The organism is Edaphobacter modestus, from assembly GCF_004217555.1.
GTDB lineage: Bacteria > Acidobacteriota > Terriglobia > Terriglobales > Acidobacteriaceae > Edaphobacter > Edaphobacter modestus.
Map to the genome: position 1 here is coordinate 2,693,233 of NZ_SHKW01000001.1, position 24,638 is coordinate 2,717,870.

Genomic DNA, 24,638 nt, shown 5'->3' on the forward strand with positions numbered 1-24,638 from the left:
TTGAACGTCATGTCGAAGACGACCTCTCAGTTATCGCGAAAAGCCGTCCAGACGAGCTCGGGGATTCCTGTGGATGAGGTTTATGGCCCGGAGCGGATGGCGGAGTTCGATTCTGTCGAGGCGCTGGGCAGGCCCGGCGAGTATCCCTTTACGCGGGGAATCCAGCCGACGATGTATCGCGGCCGGCTGTGGACGATGCGGCAGTATGCGGGGATGGGTGACGCGGAGGAATCGAACCGGCGTTACAAGTTTCTGCTGGCGCAGGGGGCGGGGGGTGGAAAGGGCAAGGGAGGGCTGAGTGTAGCGTTCGATCTGCCGACGCAGATCGGGTATGACTCAGATAGCCCTATGGCTCTGGGCGAGGTGGGTAAGGTTGGGGTCGCAATCGATTCCATCGAGGACATGGAGCGGCTGTTTGACGGGATCCGGCTGGATGCGATCTCGACCTCGATGACGATCAACGCGACGGCTCCGATTCTGCTGGCGCTTTATGTCGCGGTGGCCAGGCGTCAGGGCGCCGACGTGAAGAAGCTGAACGGGACGGTGCAGAACGACATTCTGAAGGAGTACATCGCCCGCGGAACGTATATCTATCCGGTGAAGCAGGCGATGCGGCTGGTGACGGACATCTTTGCGTGGGCGGCGAAGGAGGTTCCGGAGTGGAATACGATCTCGATCTCGGGATACCACATGCGGGAGGCGGGATGCACGGCGGTGCAGGAGGTGGCCTTCACGCTGGCTGATGGCATGACCTATGTGCAGGCTGCGATCGATGCCGGGATGGACGTGGATGAGTTTGCCCCGAGGCTGAGCTTCTTCTTCAACGCGCATAACAATCTGCTGGAGGAGGTCGCGAAGTTTCGCGCGGCACGACGGATGTGGGCGCGGATTATGCGGGAGCAGTTTGGCGCAAAGAATCCGCGGAGCTGGATGCTGCGGTTTCATACGCAGACGGCGGGATCGACCCTGACGGCGCAGCAGCCGGAGAACAACATTGTGCGGACGACGGTGCAGGCGCTGGCCGCGGTGCTGGGAGGGACGCAGTCGCTGCATACGAACGGATTCGACGAGGCGCTGGCGCTGCCGACGGAGCAGGCGGCAAGGATTGCGCTGAGGACGCAGCAGATTCTGGCGCATGAGAGCGGCGTGGCCGAGACGGTGGACCCTCTGGCGGGATCGTACTTTGTGGAGACGCTGACGGATGAGATTGAGGCGCGGGCGGAGGAGTACCTGACCAGGATCGCCAGATTCGACCTGGGCGGCCATTACGGGATGCTGCGCGCCATCGAGCAGGGGTATGTGCAGCGTGAGATTCAGAACGCGGCTTATGCGTATCAAAAGGCCGTGGACGAAAAGAGCGCGATTCTCGTGGGTGTGAACGAGTTTGCGAGCGAGGAAGACGGTAAGGTTCCGCTCCAGAGGATCGATGAGGCACTGGAGCAGAGGCAGGTGGAGCGAGTTCGGGAGTTGCGAGCGAGGCGTGATGCTGGTGTGCATTCGGCCGCGCTGCGTGATGTGGAAGACGCCGCGAGAGGCGGCGAGAACCTGATGCCGCGGATCGTGAGCGCGGTCGAGAGCTACGCGACTGTGGGGGAGATTGCGGATGTTCTGCGCGGGGTGTTTGGGGAGTACAGGGAGTCGGTGGTGGTGTAGCTTGATTGCCGGCTTTGGATCTACGGCGTCGGCGCGGATCGGGCCTCCGGCGAGTTCGGCGCGTTGGGATCGAGAGTGAAATCAAAAACGACCGTTGAAAAAGTATTCGCTACTTTTGGAACCGGCTGAAGCGCATATTCCCCTGCGGACAGAGGTTCTTTTGGAGTGATTTTCAGCCATCCGTCAGAGACCTTTTCAACGGTAGCGTCTACCTGGGCATCACTTCGTTTTGCATTCCCGGTAAGTTGCGTGAAATTTACCTGGGCAAGAACGCGGCGATCTTTGTTGATCTTCGCGCGAACGATAGCCCAATTGCCGAAGGACGCATCGGAGGAATCTCCGCCGGGGTCGTCCATGAAATGCACATAGAAGATGGGCTTGCCGGCGTGAAGCGCTACTCGGGCGTGCGCCCCATCGATCTCGGTTGTCATCTTCGGCTTGTAGAAGACGCTTCCGGCAAGCGAACCGGCAACGTTAGCGCCCCTTGTGATTGTTTACCTCAACAGTGGTATGGTGAATCGGCACCAGTTGCTGCTTGCCCTGATAGACATCGAGAACCCAAGGAATGCTGCCATTGGTGATCGGTACGCCAGGGATGGGCTCAGGAATGCTTTGGGCGGGCGACGTTAGAGGAAAAACCAGGGCAAAAGCAGAAAACACAAGGGACAGACAATCGCGTTTCAATGAAACCTCTTCTTGGTCAGGGTCGATTAACGATGCCATAGCTTCTTGATGTGCGCAATCACCTGTTCATTGACCATGCTGGGTCCGCAAACTACGATGATTCCAGAGGGCACGATCTTGTCAGAACTTCAAACTCCCCTGCGCAAAACTGCACTGAACTCTGTACACCGCGCCGCGAAGGCGAAGATGGTGGACTTTGGCGGCTGGGATATGCCGGTGGACTGCTGCGGGCTGACCGCCGAGCACATGGCCGTGCGGACCGGGGTGGGCGTCTTCGACGTGTCGCATATGGGCGATATTCAGCTGCGCGGGCCGGGATCGCTGGCGGCGGTGCAGAAGCTTTGCATGAACGATGCCTCGAAGCTGCAGGCGGGGCAGGCTCACTACTCGGCGATGCTGTATCCGAACGGGACGTTTGTCGATGACGTGGTGGTGCACAAGCTTTCGGACAACGACTACCTGATCGTGATCAATGCGGGAACGCGCGAGAAGGATGTGCAGTGGGTGCGGTCGCAGATCGGGTCGATGCCGGGCGTGCATGTGAACGACTTCAGCGACTATTACACGCAATTGGCGATCCAGGGGCCGAAGGCGCAGGAGACGCTGCAGAAGCTCACTCCGGTGGACCTGAGCACGATCAAGAACTACTGGTTTACGTGGGGGCAGGTCTCCGGCCTGTACAACGTGATGATTGCCCGGACGGGATACACGGGCGAGGACGGGTTTGAGATTTATATTCCGTCGGATGAGCCTACGAGCGCGAGGGTGTGGAACGAGGTACTGGAGGCAGGCAAGGAGTTCGGGATTTTGTCCTGCGGGCTGGGAGCGCGGAATACGCTGCGGCTGGAGGCAGCGATGGCGCTCTATGGACACGAGATCTCGGATACGATCAATGTCTTCGAGGCTGGGCTGGGACGGTATGCGAAGCTCGACAAGGGCGATTTCGTCGGGCGCGATGCGCTGGTGAAGATCCAGGAAGAGGGCGGACCGAAGAGGAAGCTGGTGGGCCTGGAGATGATCGAGCGCGGGATCGGGCGGGATGGATACCCGGTGTTTTCGCTGGATGGAAAGCGGATCGGCGAGGTGACGAGCGGGTCGCCGGCGCCATATCTCAAGAAGAATATTGCTCTGGCGTATGTGCCGGTGGAGAGCTCGGCGCTGGATACAGAGGTGGCCGTGGAGATTCGCGGGCAGATGGTGAAGGCGAAGGTGGTGCCGACACCGTTCTACAAGCGGCCGAAGAAGTAAAGCCGGCAGTGCTGTATTTTTGGCGAAAAGGACTCGAAGGAGAGGCGATGCAGTTTCTTGTTTTGACGGAACGGTTTATGGACAAATTTCCCGCCGAGGCGTGGAAGCCTGAGTTGATTGAAGCAGAGGGACAGAGGGCTCGCGAGTTGTATGCTGCCGGTGTTCTGCGGAGCGTGTGGCGGCGGAAGGATAAGCCCGGCGCAGTGCTGGTTCTGGAAGCTGCGAACGAGGCTGAGGTTCAGGACGCGATCGAGAGCCTTCCCTTGAGGAAGCTGGGAATGATCGGGTTTCCGCTGGTGACCCAGCTGGAGCCATATCCGGGGTTTGGGCCGCGCTGAAGCCACCGCCGCCCTGTTTTCCACGCCGGACCCACTACAATGAAAGAGGAGAACTCCCAACATCTATGTCCTATCCTGCGGATTACAAGTACACGAAGGAACACGAGTGGATTAGCGTCGACGGCGCCAAGGGCCTGGTCGGCATTACGGATTATGCCCAGAACTCGCTGGGCGATATTGTCTTTGTCGATCTGCCCAAGGTGGGCGACAAGGTTGAGGCCGGAAAGATCTTCGGCTCGGTTGAGTCTGTGAAGGCGGTTTCGGACCTGTATTCGCCGGTAACGGGAACGGTGACCGAGGTGAATGAGACGCTGAAGGATGCTCCGGAGAAGATCAATGCGGATGCGAACGCGACCTGGATGCTGAAGGTGGACGTGAGCGACGCCGCGGAGCTGAATGGCCTTCTGTCGGCCGCGGACTACGAGAAGTTCGTCAGCGAAGAGACCGGACACTAGAACGATGCGCTATCTGCCAAAGTCCCCTGCGGACCGTAAGGAGATGCTCGCCGAGATTGGCGTGGCATCGATCGATGATTTGTTTTCGACGATTCCTGCGGAGTATCAGTTCAAGCGCGATCTTGCGATTCCGCGCCAGCATGGCGAGTCGGAGATTATCGATCGCTTTCGTGAGTTCGCGAACCAGAATGCTACGGGTTACGCGAGCTTTCTGGGGGCGGGAGTGTATCGGCACTATCGGCCGGTGCTGATCGATACGGTCGTCTCGCGCGGCGAGTTCTTGACGAGCTACACGCCATATCAGCCGGAGATCGCGCAGGGCACGCTGCAGGCGATGTTCGAGTTCCAGACGATGATCTGCGAGCTGACGGGCATGGAGATCGCGAACGCGTCGATGTATGACGGCTCGACCGGTGCGGCTGAGGCGATCATGATGGCGGTGCGGGTAACGGGTCGAGATGGCGCCGTGATTGCGCGGACGGTGCACCCGGAGTATCGCGAAGTGGTCGCGACGTATGCGCAGCACCAGGAGATTCCGCTGACCGAGGTTGGGTACGCGGAGAACGGGCGCGTGGATCTGGCCGCTCTGGACGCAGCGATTACGAGCGACACGGCTTGCGTGCTGATTCAGTCGCCGAACTTCTTCGGGACCATCGAGGATGTTGCCGCGATTGCTGACATTGCGCACAAGAAGGGCGCGTTGCTGATTGTCTCGATCGCGGAGGCGATCTCGCTCGGGATTGTGAAGCCTCCTGCGGAGGCGGATATCGTCTCTCTCGAAGCACAGAGCTATGGCGTCTCACCGAGCTACGGCGGACCTTTCTGCGGCGTGATTGCGTGCAAGGAGAAGTTCCTGCGGCAGATGCCGGGGCGCATCGTGGGCGAGACCAAGGATATGGACGGCAAGCGCGGGTTCGTGCTGACGCTGTCGACGCGCGAGCAGCATATCCGGCGCGAGAAGGCGACCTCAAACATCTGCACCAACCAGGCGCTGGTGGCGATGATGACGACGGTCTTCCTCACGGTGTATGGCAAGGAAGGCATGAAGGACCTTGCGGTACAGAACCTGGCGAAGGCGAAGTATGCCGCCGACACGCTGGGCAAGGGCGCGAAGGTGCTGTTCGAGGGCGCTCCGCGGTTCCATGAGTTTGTGCTCGATCATGGAGAGGATGCCGAGGCTGCCAATGCCGGGCTGCTTGAGAAGAAGATCATCGGCGGTTTGCCTTTGAGCAAGTGGTATCCGGAGCTGGGACCGAATGCGAGCCTGTGGTGCGCGACGGAGCTGACGACGAAGGCGCAGATCGACGCGGCAGCCGAGGGGCTGAAGTAGCCGTGGATATCTCCGGTGTTATCGGCGAGGAGTTGGTTGCGGTGGAGTTCGTGCAGGACTTCCTGCAGCTTCGCTTCAATGGTCCGCTGCTGACACTGTATGCGTGGCCACACATTCTGCTGAGCGAATTTTCAATTGCGTATGGCGAGCCGGAGTATCGCAATGCTCTGTGCTCGTTGATCGGCGAGAAGGTTGAGGAGGCCGCGCTGGAGGAAGGCGATTCGCTGACGCTGAAGTTTGAGAACGACACGGTGATCGCGCTTTCGCTGCGCGAGGAAGATTTAGACGGGCCGGAGGCTGGAAGTTATTCGGAGAGCGGCTCGGCTATGGATCAGTTGGAGTTTTAGAAGCGGCAGTGGCGCGCGCAGGCGAACTACTGAGATTCTTCGCTGCGCCCAGAATGACGGGATCAACTGTGGCGGCTCAGAATGGCACGGTTTTTTGCAATGAGGGAATGATGGCAGAGACGAAGTTTGTAGGAACGCCGAAGAAGGTGACGACCCACGTCAACCAGAATGAAGATTTGATCTTCGAGAAGTCCTCTGCGGGCAAGAAGGCCTACCGGCTGGCGGAGCTGGATGTTCCTGCTGTAGACGCCGCTTCCCTGCTGGGCGATGCGGCTCGCACGGACCTGGGCGTGATGCCGGAGCTGAGCGAGATCGAGATTATCCGCCACTTCACGCGGCTATCGACCTGGAACTATGCGATCGACCTGGGGATGTACCCTCTGGGCAGCTGCACGATGAAGTACAACCCGCGGGTGAACGAGGTGGTATCGCGTCTCGAAGGGATCGCCGAGGCTCATCCGTATCAGCCTGAATCTCTGTCGCAGGGCGTGCTGGGCATCATGAAGCTGCTGAGCGATTGCCTGGTTGAGATTACGGGCATGGACACGATTACGCTGCAGCCCGCTGCCGGCGCGCATGGCGAGTTCACGGGCATTCTGCTGGCGCGGGCGTATCACGAGGCGCAGGGTAATGCGCGGAAGAAGATTCTGATTCCGGACTCGGCGCATGGGACGAACCCGGCGACGGCTGCGGTCTGCGGCTACCAGGTGGCAAACCTGAAGTCGAATGCGCAAGGCATGGTGGACATCGCAGAGCTCGAGCGCATGGTGGATGAAGATACTGCCGCGCTGATGCTGACGAATCCTTCGACCATTGGCGTCTTCGAGAGCGAGATTCACAAGATCGCCGATATTCTGCACGCGAAGGGCGCGCTGCTGTATATGGACGGCGCGAACATGAACGCGCTGGTGGGCAAGACGCGCCCAGGTGATTTCGGCGTGGACGTGATGCACCTGAACCTGCACAAGACCTTCTCGACGCCGCACGGAGGCGGTGGCCCAGGGTCGGGGCCGGTGGCGTGCAAGAAGATTCTGGAGCCGTTTTTACCCAAGCCGGTTGTAGTGACAAAGGCAGATGGCACGCTTGCGCTGGACTACGACAGGCCGCAGAGCATCGGCCGTGTGCGAATGTTCTACGGCAACTTCGGGATGTTCGTTCGTGCGCTGGCTTACATTCTCGCCAACGGTCCCGATGGCCTGCGGCAGACGACCGAAGACGCCGTACTGAACGCGAACTACATTCGCGCCAAGCTTGAGGACACCTTCGAGATGCAGTACAAGACGCGGTCGCTGCACGAGGTTGTCTTCTCAGACAAGCGGCAGGCGAAGAACGGCGTGAAGACGGGCGACATGGGCAAGCGGCTGATCGACTATGGTTTTCACGCCTATACGGTCTCGTTCCCGATGGTGGTACAGGGCGCGATGATGATTGAGCCGACGGAGAGCGAGAGCCGCGAGGAGCTGGACCTGCTGATCGACGCGCTGAAGCAGATTGCACGCGAGGCGGAGGAGAATCCCGAGCTGGTGCAGACGGCTCCGCACGCCACACGGCTGCGGCGGCTGGACGAGACGGCGGCGGCGCGCAAACCGGTGCTGCGATGGAAGCCCACCCCGAACGGAGCGGCGGACTCATCGGCGCTTACGCCGGATACTGCTGCGAAGGAGTGGTAGTGCAAGACTTTCGTTACCTGGGCGACGATCGGCGGGCTGAGCTCGAGAAGTACGAGTTCATGATGGGCGAGGCGCGGGGAAGGCTTGCCGCTAGTCTTGATTGCCTTACCGATGCGCTGATCATGGTCGGCCAGCACGGAGTGTACTGCACGAGCAACCGGAACCCGACGGTTCCGGCGCTCGACCTGCAGGGTGTGATGGTGAATCTGAATGGGGCCAAGGAGCTGGTCTCGGCGGTAATGGAGCGGATGCGCGCCGAGCGTGAGGCTGCGGAGAAGCAATAACGCTACTGCGCGGTGACGGTGACGGACTCGTCCGTGTTCTCCCACTTGACGTGCAGCTCGGTGGAGTTGCCGTGGGTGTTCTCAAAGGAGATGGACATCTTCTCCTGGGGAGTGGAGAGCTTCGCCGACTTCATCGGAATTCGCGCCACGTCCTGCGACTGATCGTAGTTGGTTCCCCATTGGCCAGTCTGCTTGTTGACGATGAGCAGCCACTGGCTGGAGCCGGGAAGAGTGTAGAGGGTATAGGTTCCGGCGGGAACCGGGGTTCCACCGACCTTCAGATCCGCTGCGGTGACAAAGGTCGTGGATTCGTTTGCTCCGGTGCGCCATACCTTGTCGTAGGGGACAAGCTCTCCCATGATCTTGCGGCCACGCATGGAGGGCGCTCCGTACTTCACGGTTAGAGTTTTTCCATTGAGCGAGACGGTAGCGGTCTCAGAAGGGCTCGGAACCGCCTTTCCCATCTGGGCGAGGCTGGAGGTTGCCAGCAGAACGGTACAAGCGAAAGAAGCAAGGCTGCGAAGATTCATAAGGTGTGTCTCTCTTTCGTATCGAGCTATGGTGCTACTCTACGGCTCTACGATGCTGGACTGTCCGTAAGAACCTGTCAATCGGTCGTGAACATGCTACGCTTAACCTATGCGCCCGTAGCTCAGCTGGATAGAGCGGCAGCCTCCGAAGCTGTAGGTCAGAAGTTCGAATCTTCTCGGGCGCACCATTTTTCTTACGTTCTTCGGCCTGGCTTTCTCAGAAACAGCAGGAGGAGCGAGCGGTAATTTACACGGCTGCAATTTCTTACAAAAACAGAAGAGGCCCGGTTTGCACCGGGCCTCTTCTGTTTGAAGGATTGAAGTTAGAAGAAGAGCTTTGCCGCGAACTGTAGCTGGCGCGGACCGTACAGAACGCCTGTCGTCTGGGTTGGGGTTCCAAACTGCGTCGCCGTGTAGGGCTGGATACGCTGGTTGCCTCCGGTAGCGAGAGGCGCGGCGAAGGAGTACGCCAGGTTGTTTACGCCGAGGACCTGACGCTTGTTGACGGCATTGAAGGCCTCCATCAACAACTGAAACTTGATTGACTCGTGGATGGGGAAGTCTCGCGAGATGCGCGCATCGAGGTTCCGAACGCCGCCGTAGACATAGGCATTACGAGGTACAAATGGCGCGCGACCAAAGGCGGAACCAGGCGAGTTGTTCAGGTTGACTCCCATGCCCGTTGCAGTACCGTCAAGACCACCGGTGGGATTGTTGGACATAAACGCGGTCAGGGGAGTTCCTGACTGGGCGGTGAAGGTTCCCGAGAGCATCCATCCGTTCACGATCGTTCGAGCGTACCTGGAGGGCAGGGTGAAGTTCGAGGTTGCGATGAGGCTTCCTACGAAGCGGGATCGCATGTCGAGATCGGACCTGGAGTACTCGCGGGTCAGGTTGATGCCGCTGGGGTAGTTGTTCTTGAGGTTGAAGGGGTCGAGGAGAACGTTGGTTCCGTTGAAGGTTCCATTGACTCCCGAGACCTGGCTGTTGTCCATCGCCTTGGACCAGGTGTAGTTGACGAGGAGCTCCACGTTGTGGCTCATGGGCTTGCGGATGGTGACCGCGAGCGCGTGATACCAGGAGTTGAGGCCGCTGAAACCAGCAAGGATGCTGCCGTCGTTCGGCGAGGGGCGAGGAGAGCTCACAGGCGAGAACGGCACCGTGACCTGCTGGGTGAGCACATTGGAGGAGTTATAGACGTCGTAGGTCCGGGTGGTTGTAGGCGCGGGCTGGTTGACGTCGATGAAGTAAGGAAGACGAAGACCGCGGGTGCCGACGTAGGAGAGGGAGAGCGAGGAGTGCAGCGGCAGCTCCTGCTCGACTCCAAGATCCATCGAGTGGGTGAAGGGATTGGAGAAGTCGGGGCTGAGACCGCGGAAGGAGATGGTGGGCAGCGCCGCGTTCCCGAGTCCGACGGCCTGCGGCGTGGCTGCTCCGGCAAAGGGAGCGGCAAGCGCGGGGCCGGGGGGAGTGAAGAGCACGTTGGGAGCTGCAGGTGCACCGGGAGCGGTGGGGCTGGCGAAGTTGTACTGCTGCTGGAAGACACCGTTCTCTACGCGAAGGGCGTAGAAGGTGGAGTTCGAGGTAAGGCCGTAGAACATGCCGTACCCGCCGCGGAAGACGGTTCCGGGCTGCGGCGACCAGGAGAAACCTACGCGCGGCTGGATCATCTTGTAGTTGATGTTGATGGTGTCGGTATAGTACTTCCCGAGCGGGCTGGGCTGGCCATTCGCGCTGGTGATGTAGGGCCGGGGCGGCTGAGGGACGAGCTGCGTGTCGTAACGAACGCCCGCTGTCAGAGTAAAGGAGGGAAGGACCTTCCAGCTGTCTTCCGCGAAGACGGAGAGATCCTTGTTCCAGAAGTCGTCGCTGCCGGGAACCGTGCTGATCAGATCGGCAACCTGAGTGAAGTTGTTGTAGTGACGAGCTCCGTTGAGGCCGTAGACGTCCTGCACCCAGTTGGCGAAGGCTCCATAGGGAGTACCGGAGTAGGTGTAGTTGCCATTGCCCTGGAAGAGGTTGGCGATGTAGTCGTGGATGAAGTTGAGGTCGACACCGGCCTTGAGGGAGTGTCTTCCTCGGGTGGTCGAGTACACGTCGAAGACCTGCCAGCGATGCTCATCAGGAAAGGCGGGCCGGGGAAGCGCGAGGTTTCCGCCATAGGAGAAGAGGCCCGAGATGGAGGTTGCGGGGCCAGGCGCGTTGGAGCCGGTGGTCTCGAGGTCGCGCGACCACTGGAAGTGAAGCGCGTTGGCGGAGTTTGCGCTTACGACAGACTCCCAGTTCGCAACAAGGAAACGCTCGTGGAAGTCGTTACGGCCATTGGAAGTGTTGGAGTCGTTGTTGCGGGTGCTGTCGGTGCGGTAGCCGTTGGGCAGCTTGAAGTTCTGCCAGTTGAAGCTGGCGGAGAGGTGGTTTTTGTCGTTGAGCTGGTAGTCGAGGCGCGGGAAGAAGATGTCCTGCGTGGTATTGCGGGGAAAGGCCGTGAGGCTTCCGATGATGTACTGCGCGGCGGCATTGCACTGCGCGAGGCTCACGCCCGCGGGGCAGGTCGTAACCGGGGTCTGGACACCACTGACGTTGGCAACGTAGGTGTTGTTGCCGTATCGGGTAATGTCGGCAGCGGATACGGACGAGGTGAAGAGGATGGGATTCACCTTGCGAAAGCCATCGTAGGTGAAGAAGTAGAAGAGCTTGTCCTTGATGATGGGACCGCCGACCGAACCGCCGAACTGCTGCTGCTGATGAACCGTGGGCTGCAGAAGGAAGGGCTGGTTGTTGAGGCGGCCCGTGTACTTCGCGAAGGGATCCAGAGCGTTCAGCGAGGGGTAGCGAAGATAGTAGAAGAGATCGCCGTGCGTGGTGTTGGTACCGGACTTGGTGATGGCGTTGATCTGTCCGCCGGCGGCCTGCCCGAACTCAGCCGAGTAGCCGGAGGCGGAGGACTGGAACTCCTTGATGGAGTCCTGCGAGAAGACGTAGGGGGCTCCGAGCGAGCGTCCGCGGGCTTCGGAGAAGAAGGCCTGCTGGTTGTTGGTCCCGTCTACAAGGTTCGTGTTGTAGAGACCGGAGATGCCGCGGTAGGAGATGAGTCCGGTGTTGCCGTCGGGTACGACGTTGGGAGTAAGCAGAACGAAGTTATCCCAGCGGCGGCCGTTGACCGGCAGGTTGGACACGAGCTGGGCTCCGACGGTCTGGGAGACTTCGGACTTCTCGGTATCGATGAGCGGAGAGGCGTCGGTGACAGTGATCTCAGAGGAGGCCTGGGCTGCGGGAAGCGCGGCGTCCACCGAAAGGGTCTGTCCGACTGTGAGGATGAGGTTCTTGCGGTCGACCTTTCCGAAGCCTGGGCCGGAGAAGATGATCTCGTAGTTTCCCGGCTGCAGGAAGGCCGATGTGAAGTCTCCGTTGCCACCGGCGGTGAGCGTACGTGTCGCACCGGTGTCACTATTCATAATGACGATGGTCGCGCCCGGAACGGCGGCTCCGCTGGAGTCTGTCACCGTTCCCGTAATGTTTCCGACGGCTGAGGTCTGCGCGGCGGCAGGCAACGCGGCCGAGACGGCAAAAACGGCCGCAGCGGCAAGGGTAAGAAGACGCTTACACGCGGGGGGATAGCTCATGGGATACTGGCTCCTTGAAGACGACACCGGCGAAGGACGGTGTGTTAAAAAAATCTGCCTCTGCCGAATGGCTGTAAAATCCGCCGAAGTTCCGGTTCAGGTAAGGCTTAAAGTTTAAAACTTGTAATACTTCTACGGTCAGGCCTGACGTGGTCGGCTGTCAAGGGCAGAGACCGCGGACTCCTCAAAAAATTGGGCCTTTTGCGGGGGGCAGGACACGGGACCTTCGAAACGATCCCGATCTATCGCTAACCGGACGAATCGTTAGTGCAGCGTGTCCGGGATGGTCGCGTAGCGGATAAGGATTTCGAAGGGAACGACCGCGAGTGTGGCCTCGTGAGTAGCCTCAAGCACGATAGGGCACCCTGCTCCGGCCTGCTCGACCTCTAGCCAGCGCGCCGCGCAGACGCACCAGCGGTCACCAGGCTTTAGCCCGGCAAAACCAAACTGTGGCATGGGCGTGCTGAGATCATTGCCGAGGAGTTTCGAGACGCGGAGGAATTCCTCGTTCACTATGCAGCAGATGGTATGGACACCAAGGTCGTCAGGCCCCGTCTCGCAGCAACCGGTTCGATAAAAGCCGGTCATCGGTTCGCAACCACAGGTGTCGAGGGGCTGTCCGAGGACATTTTTGCCTCGGGCTTTAACGCGTTCCTTGATGTCTTCGGTGCCGGGCATGGGAGAGATCTACTCTGAACTGGATTGCTCCGGGAAATTGTTTCCGGCTGCAATCAAAGTATCCCATGTTTGCCGGATCGGAGCGAGTGGAGGAAAGGGGCTGCCAGGGATGAAGCCATAGATGCATGGGACAAAAGACACAGTTTGAGACGCAGATTCGTTAGGCTAGGGTAAATGACGGACTTAAGGAAGTTACGGGTTGGGATCGTCGGCTGCGGAAAGATCGCAGATGGACATGCCGAGGTGGTCAAGCATCTGGAGGGAGCAGAGCTGGTGGCGGTCTGCGACCGCGAGTCTTTGCTGGCCGAACAGCTGGCGGTGCGATTTGGCGCACCTGCATGGTATGGCGATATGGGCGAGATGCTGGCTCGAGAGAGACTCGACGTCGTGCACATTACGACACCGCCGGCGGTGCATCTTCCGTTGACCCGGCAGTGCGTTGCGGCGGGGGCGCATGTGTTTCTGGAGAAGCCTCTGGCGTTGACGACACCGGAGGCACGGGAGCTGATCGATGTCGTAGTTGCCGCCGGACGACAGATGACCATCAATTACTGGCCAAACTTCGATCCGCCTGCGATGCAGTTCAAGCAGATGCTCGCAGACGGGGTTGTGGGTGAGCCTGTCCATGTAGAGGCGTTTATCGGCTACGACCTGGCCGGATCCTATGGTCAGGCGCTGATGAGCGATGCCGGGCACTGGGTGCATCGGCTTCCCGGCAAGCTCTTCCAGAACATGATGGATCACATCTTCAATCGCATCGTTCCACTGTTTCCGGAGGGGGAGCCTGAGGTTCATGCGTTCGCGTACAAGCGGCGCGAAGGGATTCGGAATGACGGCACCGATGCTCTGCTCGATGAGCTGCGGGTATTTCTGCGCGGGGGAAGCGTGTCGGCGTATGGAAGCCTGTGCTCGCATGCGCGTCCTGTGGCGAACACGCTGAAGGTGTATGGAACGAAGGCGACGGTAGAGGTGGACTTCAACAATCGCACGGTCGTCTCAACCGCCTCGCAACGATATCCGAGCGCGTTGGGGCGGCTCGCTCCCCCGCTGCAGATGGCGGGAAGATACCTGGCGGAGACGAAGAAGAATGTCGGCCAGTTCCGGAGGAACGAGTTTCATTTCTTTGCCGGGATGTCGAAGCTGTTGGAGCTGTTCTATGCGGGAATCCGCACGGGCGGAGCTCCTCCGATTCCCTACTCCGAGATTCTGCGCGTGTCCGAGGTGATGGATCGGGTGATCGAACAGGTGTATCCGGCGACGATTGCAGGAGGCGCACGATGAAGATTCTTGTAACCGGCGCCGGCGGATTTCTGGGAAAGGCGATCGTCGATCGACTGCTGGCGCATGGCCAGACCGATCTGAGATGCATGCTGCGCGACACGTCGAAGGCACGTGGGCTCGAGGCAATCGCTGCTCGTTACCCTCAGGCGAAGCTCGAATTTGTCACCGCGAACCTGCGCAACCTGGTCGAAATTGCCCCCGCCGTTGCGGGCTGCGAGATGGTGATCCATGCGGCGGCGGCGCTCAAGGGATCGCCAGCCGAGATGTTCATGGACTCGGTCGTCGCCTCGCGCAATCTGCTGGAGTCGGTGGTCAACGAGCTGAGGCCGATCCGGGTGGTGCTGGTGAGTTCGTTCGGAGTGATGGGAGTGGCCGAGCTGCCGCGCGGCGCGATGGTGGATGAGAACACACCGCTGGAACAGCACCCGGAACGACGCGACGTCTACGCGCACTCCAAGTGGAGGCAGGAGCAACTGTTCTGGGAGTACCGCGCAAAGTATGGCTTCGAGCTGGTGGTGCTGCGGCCAGGCGTAATCTATGGACCGGGAGGAGGGCACTTCTCCACCCGCGTGGGCTTGAACCTCTTCGGGAGGTTTCTGCACTTGGGAGGGAACAATGTGCTTCCTCTCACATACGTGGACAACTGCGCGGAGGCGATCGCGGTTGCGGCGCTCTCTGGTTCGGACGGCGAGGTCTACAACGTGGTGGACGATGATCTCGTCACGTCGAAGCAGTATCTCGCTGCGTATAAGAAGCACGTCAGGAAGGTGCGGTCGGTGCCGGTTCCCTACTTCGCGCTGATGTGGGGATCGAAGATGGTAGAGCGCTACAGTGAACGGTCGAAGGGGCAGCTTCCCGCCATCTTCACACCGTACAAGACGCGGGCGATGTGGGCTGGCAACCAGTTCAGCAATGCGAAGCTGAAGAGCATTGGTTGGCGGCCGCTGATCTCGACGCGTGAGGGGATGGAGCAGGCGTTCGCGGCGTTTCGCACGCAGCCGGAGAAGGCGAAGTAAGATTCGAGGCGGTTGCGCTGCGCGGGAATACCCACCTTTGCGACGATGAAACCGTCGGGAAGGTGGGCATTCCGCAGTTCACGGTAAAGAAAAGCCTGTGCCGTTACCGGGCTTCGAGGACTGCCTTGATGCGGTCGCAGGCCCAGAGCAGGTCCTCGCGCTCGATGGTCAGAGGCGGAGCGAGACGAATGACGTTGTCGTGGGTCTCCTTGCAGAGCAAGCCCTCGCGCATAAGCGCCTCGCAGACGGGGCGTGCGGGACCATTGAGCTCGACCGCAACCCAGAGGCCGCGGCCGCGAACCTCGCGGATCTGCGGGCTGCGGATCTGGCGGACACGATCCAGCAGAAGTGCGCCCATCTCTGCGGAACGCTCGGAGAGCTTCTCTTCGACGATGACGCGCATGGCGGCTCTTGCGACCGCGCAGGCCATGGGGTTTCCGCCGAAGGTGCTGCCGTGGTCGCCCGGGTTAAGGACGCCGAGGATCTTGCGGGAGGCCAGCACGGCAGAGACGGGGTAGAAGCCTCCGGCGAGCGCCTTTCCGACGATCATGACATCGGGCGTGACGTCTTCGTGCTGGCAGGCGAAGAGCTTGCCGGTTCGGCCTAGACCGGACTGGATCTCGTCGGCGATAAAGAGTACGTTGTTTTCGCGACAGATGGCCGCCGACTCGCGGAGGTAGCCGTCGGGCGGGAGGATGATGCCGGCCTCGCCCTGGACCGGTTCGACGAGGAAGGCTGCAGTATTGGGCGTGATCGCTTCGCGCAAAGCCGCGGCGTCTCCGAACGGAATGACCTTGAATCCCGGAAGGAAGGGGCCGAAGCCATCGCGGTACTGCGGCTCGGTAGAGAAGCTGATGATGGAGATCGTGCGTCCGTGAAAGTTGTTGGCGCAGACGATGATCTCTGCCTTGCCCTCGGGAATCCCCTTGACCTTGTGGCCCCACTTGCGCGCGACCTTCAGGGTGGATTCGACGGCCTCGGCTCCGGAGTTCATGGGAAGAACCATCTCCTGCCCGGTCAGCTCGGAGAGTTCCTTGCAGAAGAGGGGAAGCTGGTCGTTACGGAAGGCGCGGGAGGTAAGAGTGACGCGCTGGGCCTGCTCGAGCATGGCCGCGAGAATGCGAGGGTGGCAGTGACCCTGGTTGACGGCCGAGTAGGCGGCGAGAAAGTCGAGATAACGTCGGCCTTCGACGTCGTAGATCCAGACGCCGGAGGCACGGTGGACGACGACGTCCAGAGGCTTGTAGTTGTGTGCGCCGTACTGGTCCTCGAGCGCGATTAGGCTGGAGGCAAGCTCGTGGTTTTTCGAATCGTCGATCACGTCGCGCTGGAGAACGGAGACAGCCATATGGATCGCCTTTGGTAAGGAGGCGTGATTGCCTTACCGGTCATTATTTCACGATGGTGGTGCTTTCGAAAGCTTCCCACAAGTGCGGACAGGGCTTCGTTTGCGGAAGTACGGGGCCTCTGATGATTCGTCCCGTCAGAGGCCCCGTACTTCTTGTGCGATTTGTTTCCTTCGCGGCCATGGCCAGCTGCTGCTGGTATTCCTGACGCAGAGCGCGGTTCGTTACTTCGCGGCCATGGCCAGCTGCTGCTGGTATTCCTCGTAGGGGCCTTTGTGATCGGTGACATGAAAGTTCTCGGGACCGCCTTCGAAATGCCAGATCCGCGTGCCGGCCTCTTCGATCAGGTCCTGGTCGTGGGTGACGAGGAACACGGTTCCCTCGTACTTCTGGATGGCCTGATTGAGGGCGTTGATGCTCTCGAGGTCAAGATGATTGGTGGGCTCGTCGAGGACGAGCACGTTAGGCTTCTGCAGCATAATCTTGCAGAAGAGCAGGCGTGCAGCCTCGCCTCCCGAGAGTGCGTCGGTCTTCTTGAGGCCCTCTTCGCCACGAAAGAGCATTTGCCCGAGGATGCCGCGGATATCTTCCTTGGTGGCCTGCGGATCGAACTGGTGCAGCCAGTCGCTGGCGGTCATGCCGAGCTGAATGGAGCCTTTGTGATCCTGGGCGAAGTAGCCGATCTGTGCCTCGTGTCCCCATTTGACGATGCCGGAGTCGATGGAAACATCCTTCTCTTCGATGCCTGGGCCGTTGGCGAGCAAGGCTTTCAACAATGTGGTCTTGCCCTGGCCATTGCGGCCGATGAGGACGACCTTGTCGCCACGCTGAACGGCAGCGGAGAAGTTGTTGATGACGTGCTCGGTCTTTCCGTCAGGCTGAGCGTAGGACTTGTTGACGTCCTCGAACTCGAGAACATTCTTGCCCGAGGGGCGAAGCATATCGAAGCGAATGAACGGGCGCGCGATGTTGGAACGGGCGAGTTCGCTGGTGGCGAGGCGTTCGACTTCCTTCTTGCGGGAGTTCACCTGCGAAGACCGCGTACCGGCGGAGAAGCGCGCGATGAAGTCATTGAGCTGCGCGATCTTCTTCTCACGCTGCTCGTTCTGGCTCTCGATACGGGTGCGAATGCTGGTCTTCTGGAGGACCATGTCGTCGTAGCCGCCGTTGTAAAGGATGATGGTCTCGTAGTCGATGTCGGCTGTGTGGGTGCAGACATTGTTGAGGAAGTGGCGATCGTGCGAGATGGTGATGACCGTGCCGTTGTAGCGATTGAGAAAGTCTTCGAGCCAATGAATGGATTCGAGGTCGAGGTAGTTCGTAGGCTCGTCGAGCAGGAGGGCGTCGGGGTTGCCGAAGAGCGCCTGCGCAAGGAGGACACGGACCTTCTGGCCGCCCTGAAGCTCAGACATCTTACGCTCGTGAACTTCATCAGGAATGTCGAGCCCCTGGAGAAGGACTGCGGCGTTCGCTTCAGCCTCGTAACCGTCTTCGTCGCCGACGATACCTTCGAGCTCGCCGAGACGTGAGCCGTCTTCGTCTGTCAGCTCGGGCTTCTCGTAGATGCGCTCGCGCTCCTCGAGCGCGGCCCAGAGGCCCTTGTTACCCATGATGACAGTGTCGATGACGCGGTAGGCGTCGAACTCATACTGGTTCTGCTTGAGGACGCCAATCTTCTTCGGGCGGACGACGGTCCCCTTCTGGGCGTCGATCTCGCCGGTGAGCACCTTCATAAAGGTGGACTTGCCGGCACCGTTTGGACCTGTGAGGCCGTAGCGGCGGCCGGTAGTAAAAGTCACCGAAACGTCCTCAAAGAGGAGCTTCGAGCCATAGCGCATCGTTACATTCGAGACAGAAATCATCACTCTAATTCTCTCATGGCAGCACGAGAGAAAGACGGGCTGCCCCCCCCTCAGTGAGGGGCTTGAAAGGTGCGATTGGAAATGGATTCTGGAATCAGAGGCTTGCCAGGGAATCGAGATAGGACTCCCAGACCTCGCGCCGCAAGAAGAGGCTGGCGGTGCGGCCTTCACGCGCTATATCGATCAGGCCCGCTTCCTGCAGCTCCTTGAGGTGATGGGAGATGGTGGGGGCGCTGATGTGTTGATGCGCTTCAAGGGCTCCACAGATTAAACCAGGCTCAGCGGCAATCTGGTGAAGAATCGCGTAACGGCGAGGATCGCTGATGGCTCGTCCGATCGCTTCGAACTGTTGCTGAGTCAGGCCGGGTTTCCGCGCCTTTGACATAACCGTTAAATGTAGATGAAAAGTTCAGCAAATGGTTGCAGGATGGCCGAACGGAGATTTGTCCGGGAGTCCGTACTGCACGGGGCTGGTTGGCCGCCGTGCAGTACCGGATGGGTGAGAATCAGCGTCCGCGATTACCGCGGCTGGGGCGGGAGCCCGAGTTGCCTCCGCGCGGGTGCGAGGCGTTACGACTCGGGTGCGCGTTGTTTCCGCTGCCTCCGTGGCCGGCCTGACCCTGCGGACGTCCTGCACCAGTCCCATGACCTTTGCCTTTGCGACGGCCGCGAATACCAGGACGGCCGTTGTTTGCGGGTTCACTCGACTGTCCTGCCGAACTCGAATTGTTACGCCAGCTTCGAGTCTCCAGGGCAAGCAACGCATCGAAACCCGAGGTGGAAGCGCCACCAGAACCCTTTGCAGGGAGCACATTGAGATCGAGGGGCTTGTTGCGCTCCTCCTTCTCAAGGTTCTTATCGGCCACACGCCAGTTGAACTTCATATTCAGCTCCCGTTCGAGCTTGCGAGCTTCATGACGCTCCTGGGGCATAACGAAGGTCGTCGCTACTCCCTTAGCTCCGGCACGGCCGGTGCGCCCGATGCGGTGGACGAAATCGTCGCTGGCGTTAGGAATGTCGTAGTTAACAACGTGCGCGATGTCGGAGATATCGATCCCCCGAGCCGCCACGTCGGTCGCAACAAGGACGCGATGCTTTCCGGAGGCAAAGCCCTTGAGGGCAGAGGTGCGCTGGGACTGAGACCGATCGCCGTGAATGGCGTTCGAATCGTGACCCAACTTCTCCAGCTTGCGCGAGATACGGTCGGCTCCATGTTTGGTGCGCGAGAAGACCAGGAAGCTCCCCTGCTCTTCATCGAGCATCTGGTTCAGCAGGCCGAGCTTCTGGTCCTGCATGACGGTGTAGGCGCGCAACTCGACCCGGTCGGAAGGCTTCGAAGTGGTTCCAATCTCGATTCGGACGGGGTCCTTGACGTAATCGCGAACGATCTCCTGGATATTGGCATCGAGCGTGGCCGAGTAGCACATGGTCTGACGTCCTCGGGGGACAGCCGTGACGATGCGCCGGATGGCAGGAAGGAAGCCCATGTCGAGCATGCGGTCGACCTCGTCGAGGACGAACATGTCGACCTTCGAGAGATCGATCTCGCGACGACGGAGAAAGTCTTCGAGCCGGCCTGGAGTTGCGACGACCAGACGTGGACCGCGATCGAGGTGATCGAACTGCGTGTTCTCGGACAAGCCGCCGCAGACGAGTACCGCATCCTGTTTGGCGCCAGGCATCAGCTTTGCGTAGTTATCGAGAACCTGCATGGCAAGCTCGCGCGTGGGCAAAAGAATAAGAGCACGGACTGGGTTACGCTTGCCCCGAGTGCTGGGAACCGAGGTCGCGTCCAGCCGCTGCAGGATGGGAACGAGAAAGCTGAGGGTCTTGCCAGTTCCGGTGGAGGCGGTGGCGAGAATGTCTCGGCCTTCGAGCGCAGGCGGAACGGCCCCCGCCTGAACGGGCGTGGGCGTGACAAAGCCAGCGGCGGTAAGGCGGCTCTTAAGCGAGTCCGAGATGTTGAAGTCAGTAAAGCGGGGGGATGAGGTTGCAAGTGCGACCGGGGCTTCCACCTCGCCGGTCGGCTGCAGTTCAAGCGTTGCGTTGGTCAAAATAATCCTTTGGTTGAATAAAGCGGCGGAGATATGCAGAAACGCCGTGGGCGTTATCGAAACTATGACTCAGCATGTCTCTCGTGCGTCCGAAAGGCTGCTGCTGCAGGCGAGGCTCGTGTCCGTTGACACAGCCTCCAGCCAGAGCAACCAACGCAGCTTCCGCATCTAAGGGGAAGACCAACGGTGGGGGAAGCAAATCGCAGTCTCTGGCCAGATCTCCTGATTCCACGGTGGAGTCTTTGCCTGCGATGCTATTGCGCAACGATTCTTACCCAAAGCGCACTTACAGAATATCACGCAACCGTTAGAAGCGTAGGTCTGCGGCGACCAACATGTCTTTATTTGTTCAATCTCTGTGCCACGATTTCGATTTGAGCTTGCGCTTTTCCCAAAGTCTGATCCACAGGCACATTCAACAAACGGGACACCCTGACGAAGATTCGATCGAAAACACTGTCGATGAGCCCCTTGTTGAAGAACCAGCGTCGCATGCGAAATTTGGACCGGTTGAAGTCGCGAATCTTTGAGAGTGGGAATCGACGTAGAGAACGCTTGAAACGCGAGCGACAGGCGGAGGCGTTACTGCGGTTGCACGGAGATCTGATGACCCCTGAGGAGCGAGGGCTGTTTGGAAGCGTATTTACAAAGCGGACAGAGCGAGAGTGCATGGAAGCGGATAGAGACCACTGTGAGATTTGGCTTTTTATCGCTCCGGATTGTTGAAGAATATCGCAGGGATGGTGGATCTGTTTCGATGGAGATCGACCGATCCCATCTGAAGCGGCCCGATTGTGTAATTTTGCCCTGATAAGGAGGGCGCGCCAGCAAGCTGTGGCGCACCCGAGTAGCTGATTCAATGATCAGATATGGCAGCTCACCATGCCACGCTTTTCGAGGTAACGCTGGTGATACTCCTCCGCCTTCCAGAATCTTGTTGAAAGCAATACCTGAGTCGCAATGGGATTTCGATAGGTTCCGGAAGCGTTTAGCTCCGCGATCTTGGCGCGCGCTTCGGAGGCCTGCTGATCGTTATGGGTAAAGAGGACGCTGCGGTACTGGGTTCCCCAGTCCGGTCCCTGCCGGTTGACCTGTGTGGGATCGTGCAGGACAAAGAATGCATCCAGAAGTGCCGCGTAGCTGATTCGCGAGTTGTCGAAAGTAACCTGAACGACCTCCGCATGGCCAGTGCGGTCCGTACAAATATCTTTATAGGTTGGGTGCTCGAGGTCTCCGCCTTCGTAGCCTACTGCTGTATCGATGACTCCAATAATTTCATTGAATTTTGCTTCTACACCCCAGAAGCATCCTGCTCCAAATGTAGCCTTCTCGATTGCCACTTTTACTCCTTTGCTGCGAATTGCACTTGCTTCATACGAAATAGCCGACAGGCCTGGGTCTGCGGTCGAACGATACCTATTTGATGCTCTTCCCCATGGGTTTGTCATCCCCCGATGATGAGTAGCGGGAGTAATTTTGGGACTCTTAATCTAGAGCTGTCAATGGTCCTGCTGATTATCTTTCGCGATGACCGAAAGAGAGCCTGGCACGATCCCAAACCTGATCCTTCCCGGAAGAGTTTCGGCAGGATACATAAACGATCTTCCTCGGAGGTGGGAGCCGTACTGCCACTCAGCGAGAGGGGGTCAATCGCGCGGCCGGACTCGCGTTCGAGAGGCGGGAGCTCGACGCTTGCTGGCTTTAGGAGGAACTGGCTTTTTGAGCTGTGCGAACTCCGGCGTCTTCTGTTTCGGAGTTACCTTCAGCCCTCGAGCCGCCCGGCCCAACGCTGTGACCTCGCCTGCCGTGAGCTCGCGAAACTCGCCCGGAGCGACATCGAGCCGGAGAGCACCGTAGCCGATGCGGCGGATCTTCTCGACGTGATGGCCGATCTCCTCGAACATCTTACGGATCTGTCGGTTCCGCCCTTCGGTGAGGGAGAGTTCAAACCAGGGATTGTCGCCTCCCCGGACTTGCTCGACCTTTGCGGGGGCGGTAACAACGCGATCGCGCCGGCCGCTCCGAACCTCATTGAGGCGGCCTCGGTCGATCATGATGCCGCGACGAAGCTGGTCGATGCTCTCTGCCGACGGTACGCCCGAAACCTTTACCAGGTAGGTCTTTTCCACTCCCGCTGCCGCCTTGGAGAGCTTGTTGGCAAGATCGCCATCGTTGGTCATCAGCAGGAGGCCCTCGGAGAGGTAATCGAGGCGGCCGACAGGATATAGCCGGACGCGGTCCCCATGGGGACCCTGCTTCTTTGCCATCAACTCCATCACGGTGGGGCGCTTCTCTGGGTCAGAGAGAGTCGTGACGTATCCCCGGGGTTTGTTGAGCATGTAATAGCGCTGCTGCTCACGACCGTGCAACAATTTGCCGTCAACGCGAATGTGGTCGCGATCGAGATCGGCACGTGTGCCCAACTCGGTGACGACCTGCCCGTTGACCTGGACGCGGCCTTCGAGAATGAGTTCCTCGGATTTGCGGCGACTGGCAATGCCTGCTGCCGCGAGAATCTTCTGGAGGCGCTCGCCCCTGGGTTCGGTCGGTTCGGTCATCTCTCCATTATCCCCCGAACGGCGACGATGCGCGCATCGAGAGCGCTTATGGATGGTGCAGCGAAAGGCCGTACTCGGAGAAGAGCTCGAGGATGCGCGGCATGTCTGCCGCCGGGGTGAGGCCAGCCAGATCCGCAAAGAATCGCTCGATTCCAGCCGGTGAGATGAAGATGGCGATTCTGCCGGTCGTCGTGCCTGCATTGCGGAAAGTATGAACGGAGCCGCGGGGAGCGAAGAAGATCTCGCCGACGGTGGCCTTGCGCCACTCCCCCTCGCTGAGGATCTCGAAGTCCCCGTCAAGAACGGTGAAGGTCTCGTCCTCGCGTGTATGGCAATGCGGTGGCGGACCGCCGCCGGAAGGGGTGGTCTGGATCATCGTCGTCGAGGTTCCGCCGGTCATACTTCCATCGACGAGAATTTCAAGGGTCTCGCCGAGAATATTGAAGGTTCTGATGGGTTTCATCCCAGGCTCCGACCTCGCGTGATCGTTTCCCCACAACGGCTACACCAGCGTAGCAGAGGGACTCCGTCTGACTGATTCTTATTGATTTGGTTCTTCTACAAGCTCGGAGGATTGTTCGGACTTCGGCTCGTCGGATCTCTCTGCTTCCCCTTCTTCTTCTTCTTCGTCATCGGGGAGCTGGTCATCCAGCGGATCGTCCACGGGATCGGGGCTGCCGTCGGCCTGGGGAAGGTGGGTATGGCGCTCGGGTTGCAGCTCGTCAGCGGTCTCCGGCACATGGTGCTCGGCGGCAGTTCCAGGCTCCATGGGAATCTCTTCCTGCTCCGCGAGCTCGCCGGCCATCTTTTCGAACTCCTCGATGGAGGGAAGCTCATTGATGTCCCTCAAGCCGAAGCGAAGAAGAAAGTCCTTGGTGGTCTTGTAGAGGATGGGACGGCCGATGACCTGCTTCCGTCCAGCGGTGGTCACGAGCTTGCGCGTCATCAGCGAGCCGAGTACGCCGCCGGAGTCCACGCCGCGGATCTCGGAGACCTCAGGCGCGGTGATGGGCTGCTTATAGGCAACGACGGCCAGCGTCTCGAGCGCCTGCAGGGAGAGCTTCAGCGGCGGTTTGAGCGATTTGACGAAGCCCCGGACGGCGTCGTGATACTCCGGCTTGGTGGCGAGGCGGTAACCGCTGGCGACCTCACGAATCTCAAGGCCGCGGTCGCCGTTCGCGTAGTCGGCAACGAGCTGGGCGAGGATGGAGCGGAAGTACTCGCGGAGGCGACGATTCTTCTCCTTCTCTTCCTTGTTCTCGCGCGTTGACCTCTGTTGAGTGGTCTCCTCAGGGGCCTCAGGCGGGACTTCAGCGGCCGCGGCGACAGACTCGGAAGCATCCGGTGCAGCTTGTTCGGAGTCGGAGAGAATCTCCCCGTTCAAGCCGTCCACGTCGGTATCGACCTCTTGCTGAGGGGCAGCTTCGCCCGCGCCATCGCCTTCGAGGGCAAGCGCTTGCTGTGCCTGGGCGAGATGGTCGAGTTCTGCCTGGGCCTCCTGACCCAGCAGGCCCATCAACTGCGCCAGAGTCACCGGTTCTTCCGACGCGTAAATGACGGCTTCAATCTTTGCTTTCAGGCTCATTGCCTTTGAGTGTATAAGAATGACCCTCGTACGGTGTCCCCGGAAGGTGCCATTCGGGACCTCTTTTGCACAGCAAAAGGGGCGAGGATAGTCTCT

General features: G+C 59.7%; 23 protein-coding genes and 1 tRNA gene. 11 read left to right on the forward strand and 13 right to left on the reverse strand.

The annotated features are described in order from the left end of the window. The first annotated feature begins 9 nt into the window (after positions 1-9). The gene (locus BDD14_RS11285) at positions 10-1,653 is read left to right on the forward strand and encodes an acyl-CoA mutase large subunit family protein (protein ID WP_130422980.1); all 1,644 of its coding nucleotides are present in this window, start codon (positions 10-12) and stop codon (positions 1,651-1,653) included. A 20-nt stretch (positions 1,654-1,673) separates the two neighbouring features. On the opposite strand, the gene BDD14_RS11290 is transcribed toward BDD14_RS11285, so the two are convergent. Continuing rightward, the gene (locus BDD14_RS11290; RefSeq protein ID WP_130418897.1) at positions 1,674-2,084 is read right to left on the reverse strand and encodes a hypothetical protein; all 411 of its coding nucleotides are present in this window, start codon (positions 2,082-2,084) and stop codon (positions 1,674-1,676) included. Between the two features lie 43 nt (positions 2,085-2,127). Next, positions 2,128-2,376 (reverse strand): hypothetical protein, encoded by a 249-nt coding sequence (locus tag BDD14_RS11295; RefSeq protein ID WP_130418898.1) that lies wholly within the window; start codon positions 2,374-2,376, stop codon positions 2,128-2,130. 78 nt (positions 2,377-2,454) lie between these two features. Here BDD14_RS11295 and gcvT point away from each other — a divergent pair, with 78 nt between their 5' ends. From gcvT to BDD14_RS11330, 7 genes are all read left to right on the forward strand, one after another. Then, complete coding sequence (gcvT, locus tag BDD14_RS11300; RefSeq protein WP_423201750.1) at positions 2,455-3,585, forward strand: glycine cleavage system aminomethyltransferase GcvT; 1,131 nt, start codon at positions 2,455-2,457, stop codon at positions 3,583-3,585. A 47-nt stretch (positions 3,586-3,632) separates the two neighbouring features. Continuing rightward, the gene (locus BDD14_RS11305; RefSeq protein ID WP_130418900.1) at positions 3,633-3,923 is read left to right on the forward strand and encodes a muconolactone Delta-isomerase family protein; all 291 of its coding nucleotides are present in this window, start codon (positions 3,633-3,635) and stop codon (positions 3,921-3,923) included. 65 nt (positions 3,924-3,988) lie between these two features. Continuing rightward, positions 3,989-4,378 carry a glycine cleavage system protein GcvH gene (gcvH, locus tag BDD14_RS11310; protein WP_130418901.1) on the forward strand — a complete coding sequence of 130 codons (390 nt, stop codon included), beginning with the start codon at positions 3,989-3,991 and terminating at the stop codon, positions 4,376-4,378. A gap of 4 nt (positions 4,379-4,382) precedes the next feature. Continuing rightward, positions 4,383-5,708 (forward strand): aminomethyl-transferring glycine dehydrogenase subunit GcvPA, encoded by a 1,326-nt coding sequence (gene gcvPA / locus BDD14_RS11315; RefSeq protein ID WP_130418902.1) that lies wholly within the window; start codon positions 4,383-4,385, stop codon positions 5,706-5,708. Positions 5,709-5,710: 2 nt separating this feature from the next. Beyond that, positions 5,711-6,055 carry a hypothetical protein gene (locus BDD14_RS11320; protein WP_130418903.1) on the forward strand — a complete coding sequence of 115 codons (345 nt, stop codon included), beginning with the start codon at positions 5,711-5,713 and terminating at the stop codon, positions 6,053-6,055. 110 nt (positions 6,056-6,165) lie between these two features. Beyond that, positions 6,166-7,725 (forward strand): aminomethyl-transferring glycine dehydrogenase subunit GcvPB, encoded by a 1,560-nt coding sequence (gcvPB, locus tag BDD14_RS11325; RefSeq protein ID WP_130422982.1) that lies wholly within the window; start codon positions 6,166-6,168, stop codon positions 7,723-7,725. After that, positions 7,725-8,009, forward strand: a complete 285-nt coding sequence (locus BDD14_RS11330; protein WP_242617888.1) for a hypothetical protein — start codon at positions 7,725-7,727, stop codon at positions 8,007-8,009. Before gcvPB ends, BDD14_RS11330 begins: the two co-directional genes overlap by 1 nt. Before the next feature lie 2 nt (positions 8,010-8,011). On the opposite strand, the gene BDD14_RS11335 is transcribed toward BDD14_RS11330, so the two are convergent. Continuing rightward, complete coding sequence (locus tag BDD14_RS11335) at positions 8,012-8,539, reverse strand: DUF2911 domain-containing protein (RefSeq protein WP_130418904.1); 528 nt, start codon at positions 8,537-8,539, stop codon at positions 8,012-8,014. Positions 8,540-8,650: 111 nt separating this feature from the next. Between BDD14_RS11335 and BDD14_RS11340 the strand changes: the two genes are divergently transcribed. Beyond that, positions 8,651-8,727 (forward strand) — tRNA-Arg (locus BDD14_RS11340). Between the two features lie 135 nt (positions 8,728-8,862). Here BDD14_RS11340 and BDD14_RS11345 read toward each other — a convergent pair. Together BDD14_RS11345 and BDD14_RS11350 are read right to left on the reverse strand one after the other, a co-directional pair. Then, entirely contained in the window at positions 8,863-12,162 is a 3,300-nt protein-coding gene (locus BDD14_RS11345) for a TonB-dependent receptor (protein ID WP_130418905.1), read from the reverse strand. Positions 12,163-12,426: 264 nt separating this feature from the next. Next, positions 12,427-12,840: a DUF2237 family protein gene (locus BDD14_RS11350; protein ID WP_130418906.1), complete on the reverse strand. Its 414-nt coding sequence runs from the start codon at positions 12,838-12,840 to the stop codon at positions 12,427-12,429. Between the two features lie 174 nt (positions 12,841-13,014). On the opposite strand from BDD14_RS11350, the gene BDD14_RS11355 reads away from it, so the two are divergent. Together BDD14_RS11355 and BDD14_RS11360 are read left to right on the forward strand one after the other, a co-directional pair. After that, positions 13,015-14,121, forward strand: coding sequence for a Gfo/Idh/MocA family protein (locus tag BDD14_RS11355; RefSeq protein ID WP_130418907.1), 1,107 nt, complete (start codon positions 13,015-13,017; stop codon positions 14,119-14,121). After that, positions 14,118-15,137 (forward strand): NAD-dependent epimerase/dehydratase family protein, encoded by a 1,020-nt coding sequence (locus tag BDD14_RS11360; RefSeq protein WP_130418908.1) that lies wholly within the window; start codon positions 14,118-14,120, stop codon positions 15,135-15,137. The genes BDD14_RS11355 and BDD14_RS11360 overlap by 4 nt, the downstream gene beginning before the upstream one ends. Before the next feature lie 103 nt (positions 15,138-15,240). Here the strand turns inward: BDD14_RS11360 and rocD are convergent, their stop codons facing one another. The 8 genes from rocD to scpB all read right to left on the reverse strand — a co-directional run bounded on the left by rocD (position 15,241) and on the right by scpB (position 24,542). Next, on the reverse strand, positions 15,241-16,485 hold the full coding sequence (gene rocD / locus BDD14_RS11365; protein WP_130418909.1) for an ornithine--oxo-acid transaminase: 1,245 nt from the start codon (positions 16,483-16,485) through the stop codon (positions 15,241-15,243). A gap of 222 nt (positions 16,486-16,707) precedes the next feature. Then, the gene (locus tag BDD14_RS11370) at positions 16,708-18,345 is read right to left on the reverse strand and encodes an ABC-F family ATP-binding cassette domain-containing protein (RefSeq protein ID WP_130422986.1); all 1,638 of its coding nucleotides are present in this window, start codon (positions 18,343-18,345) and stop codon (positions 16,708-16,710) included. Positions 18,346-18,439: 94 nt separating this feature from the next. Next, entirely contained in the window at positions 18,440-18,730 is a 291-nt protein-coding gene (locus BDD14_RS11375) for an ArsR/SmtB family transcription factor (RefSeq protein ID WP_130418910.1), read from the reverse strand. 121 nt (positions 18,731-18,851) lie between these two features. After that, positions 18,852-20,399, reverse strand: coding sequence for a DEAD/DEAH box helicase (locus BDD14_RS11380; protein ID WP_130418911.1), 1,548 nt, complete (start codon positions 20,397-20,399; stop codon positions 18,852-18,854). A gap of 863 nt (positions 20,400-21,262) precedes the next feature. Then, positions 21,263-21,739 (reverse strand): peptide-methionine (S)-S-oxide reductase MsrA, encoded by a 477-nt coding sequence (gene msrA, locus BDD14_RS11385; protein ID WP_207231718.1) that lies wholly within the window; start codon positions 21,737-21,739, stop codon positions 21,263-21,265. Positions 21,740-22,045: 306 nt separating this feature from the next. Further along, positions 22,046-22,957, reverse strand: a complete 912-nt coding sequence (locus BDD14_RS11390) for a pseudouridine synthase (RefSeq protein ID WP_130418912.1) — start codon at positions 22,955-22,957, stop codon at positions 22,046-22,048. 46 nt (positions 22,958-23,003) lie between these two features. Beyond that, entirely contained in the window at positions 23,004-23,420 is a 417-nt protein-coding gene (locus tag BDD14_RS11395) for a cupin domain-containing protein (protein WP_130418913.1), read from the reverse strand. A 78-nt stretch (positions 23,421-23,498) separates the two neighbouring features. Then, positions 23,499-24,542: an SMC-Scp complex subunit ScpB gene (scpB, locus tag BDD14_RS11400; protein WP_207231719.1), complete on the reverse strand. Its 1,044-nt coding sequence runs from the start codon at positions 24,540-24,542 to the stop codon at positions 23,499-23,501. Positions 24,543-24,638 lie beyond the last annotated feature (96 nt).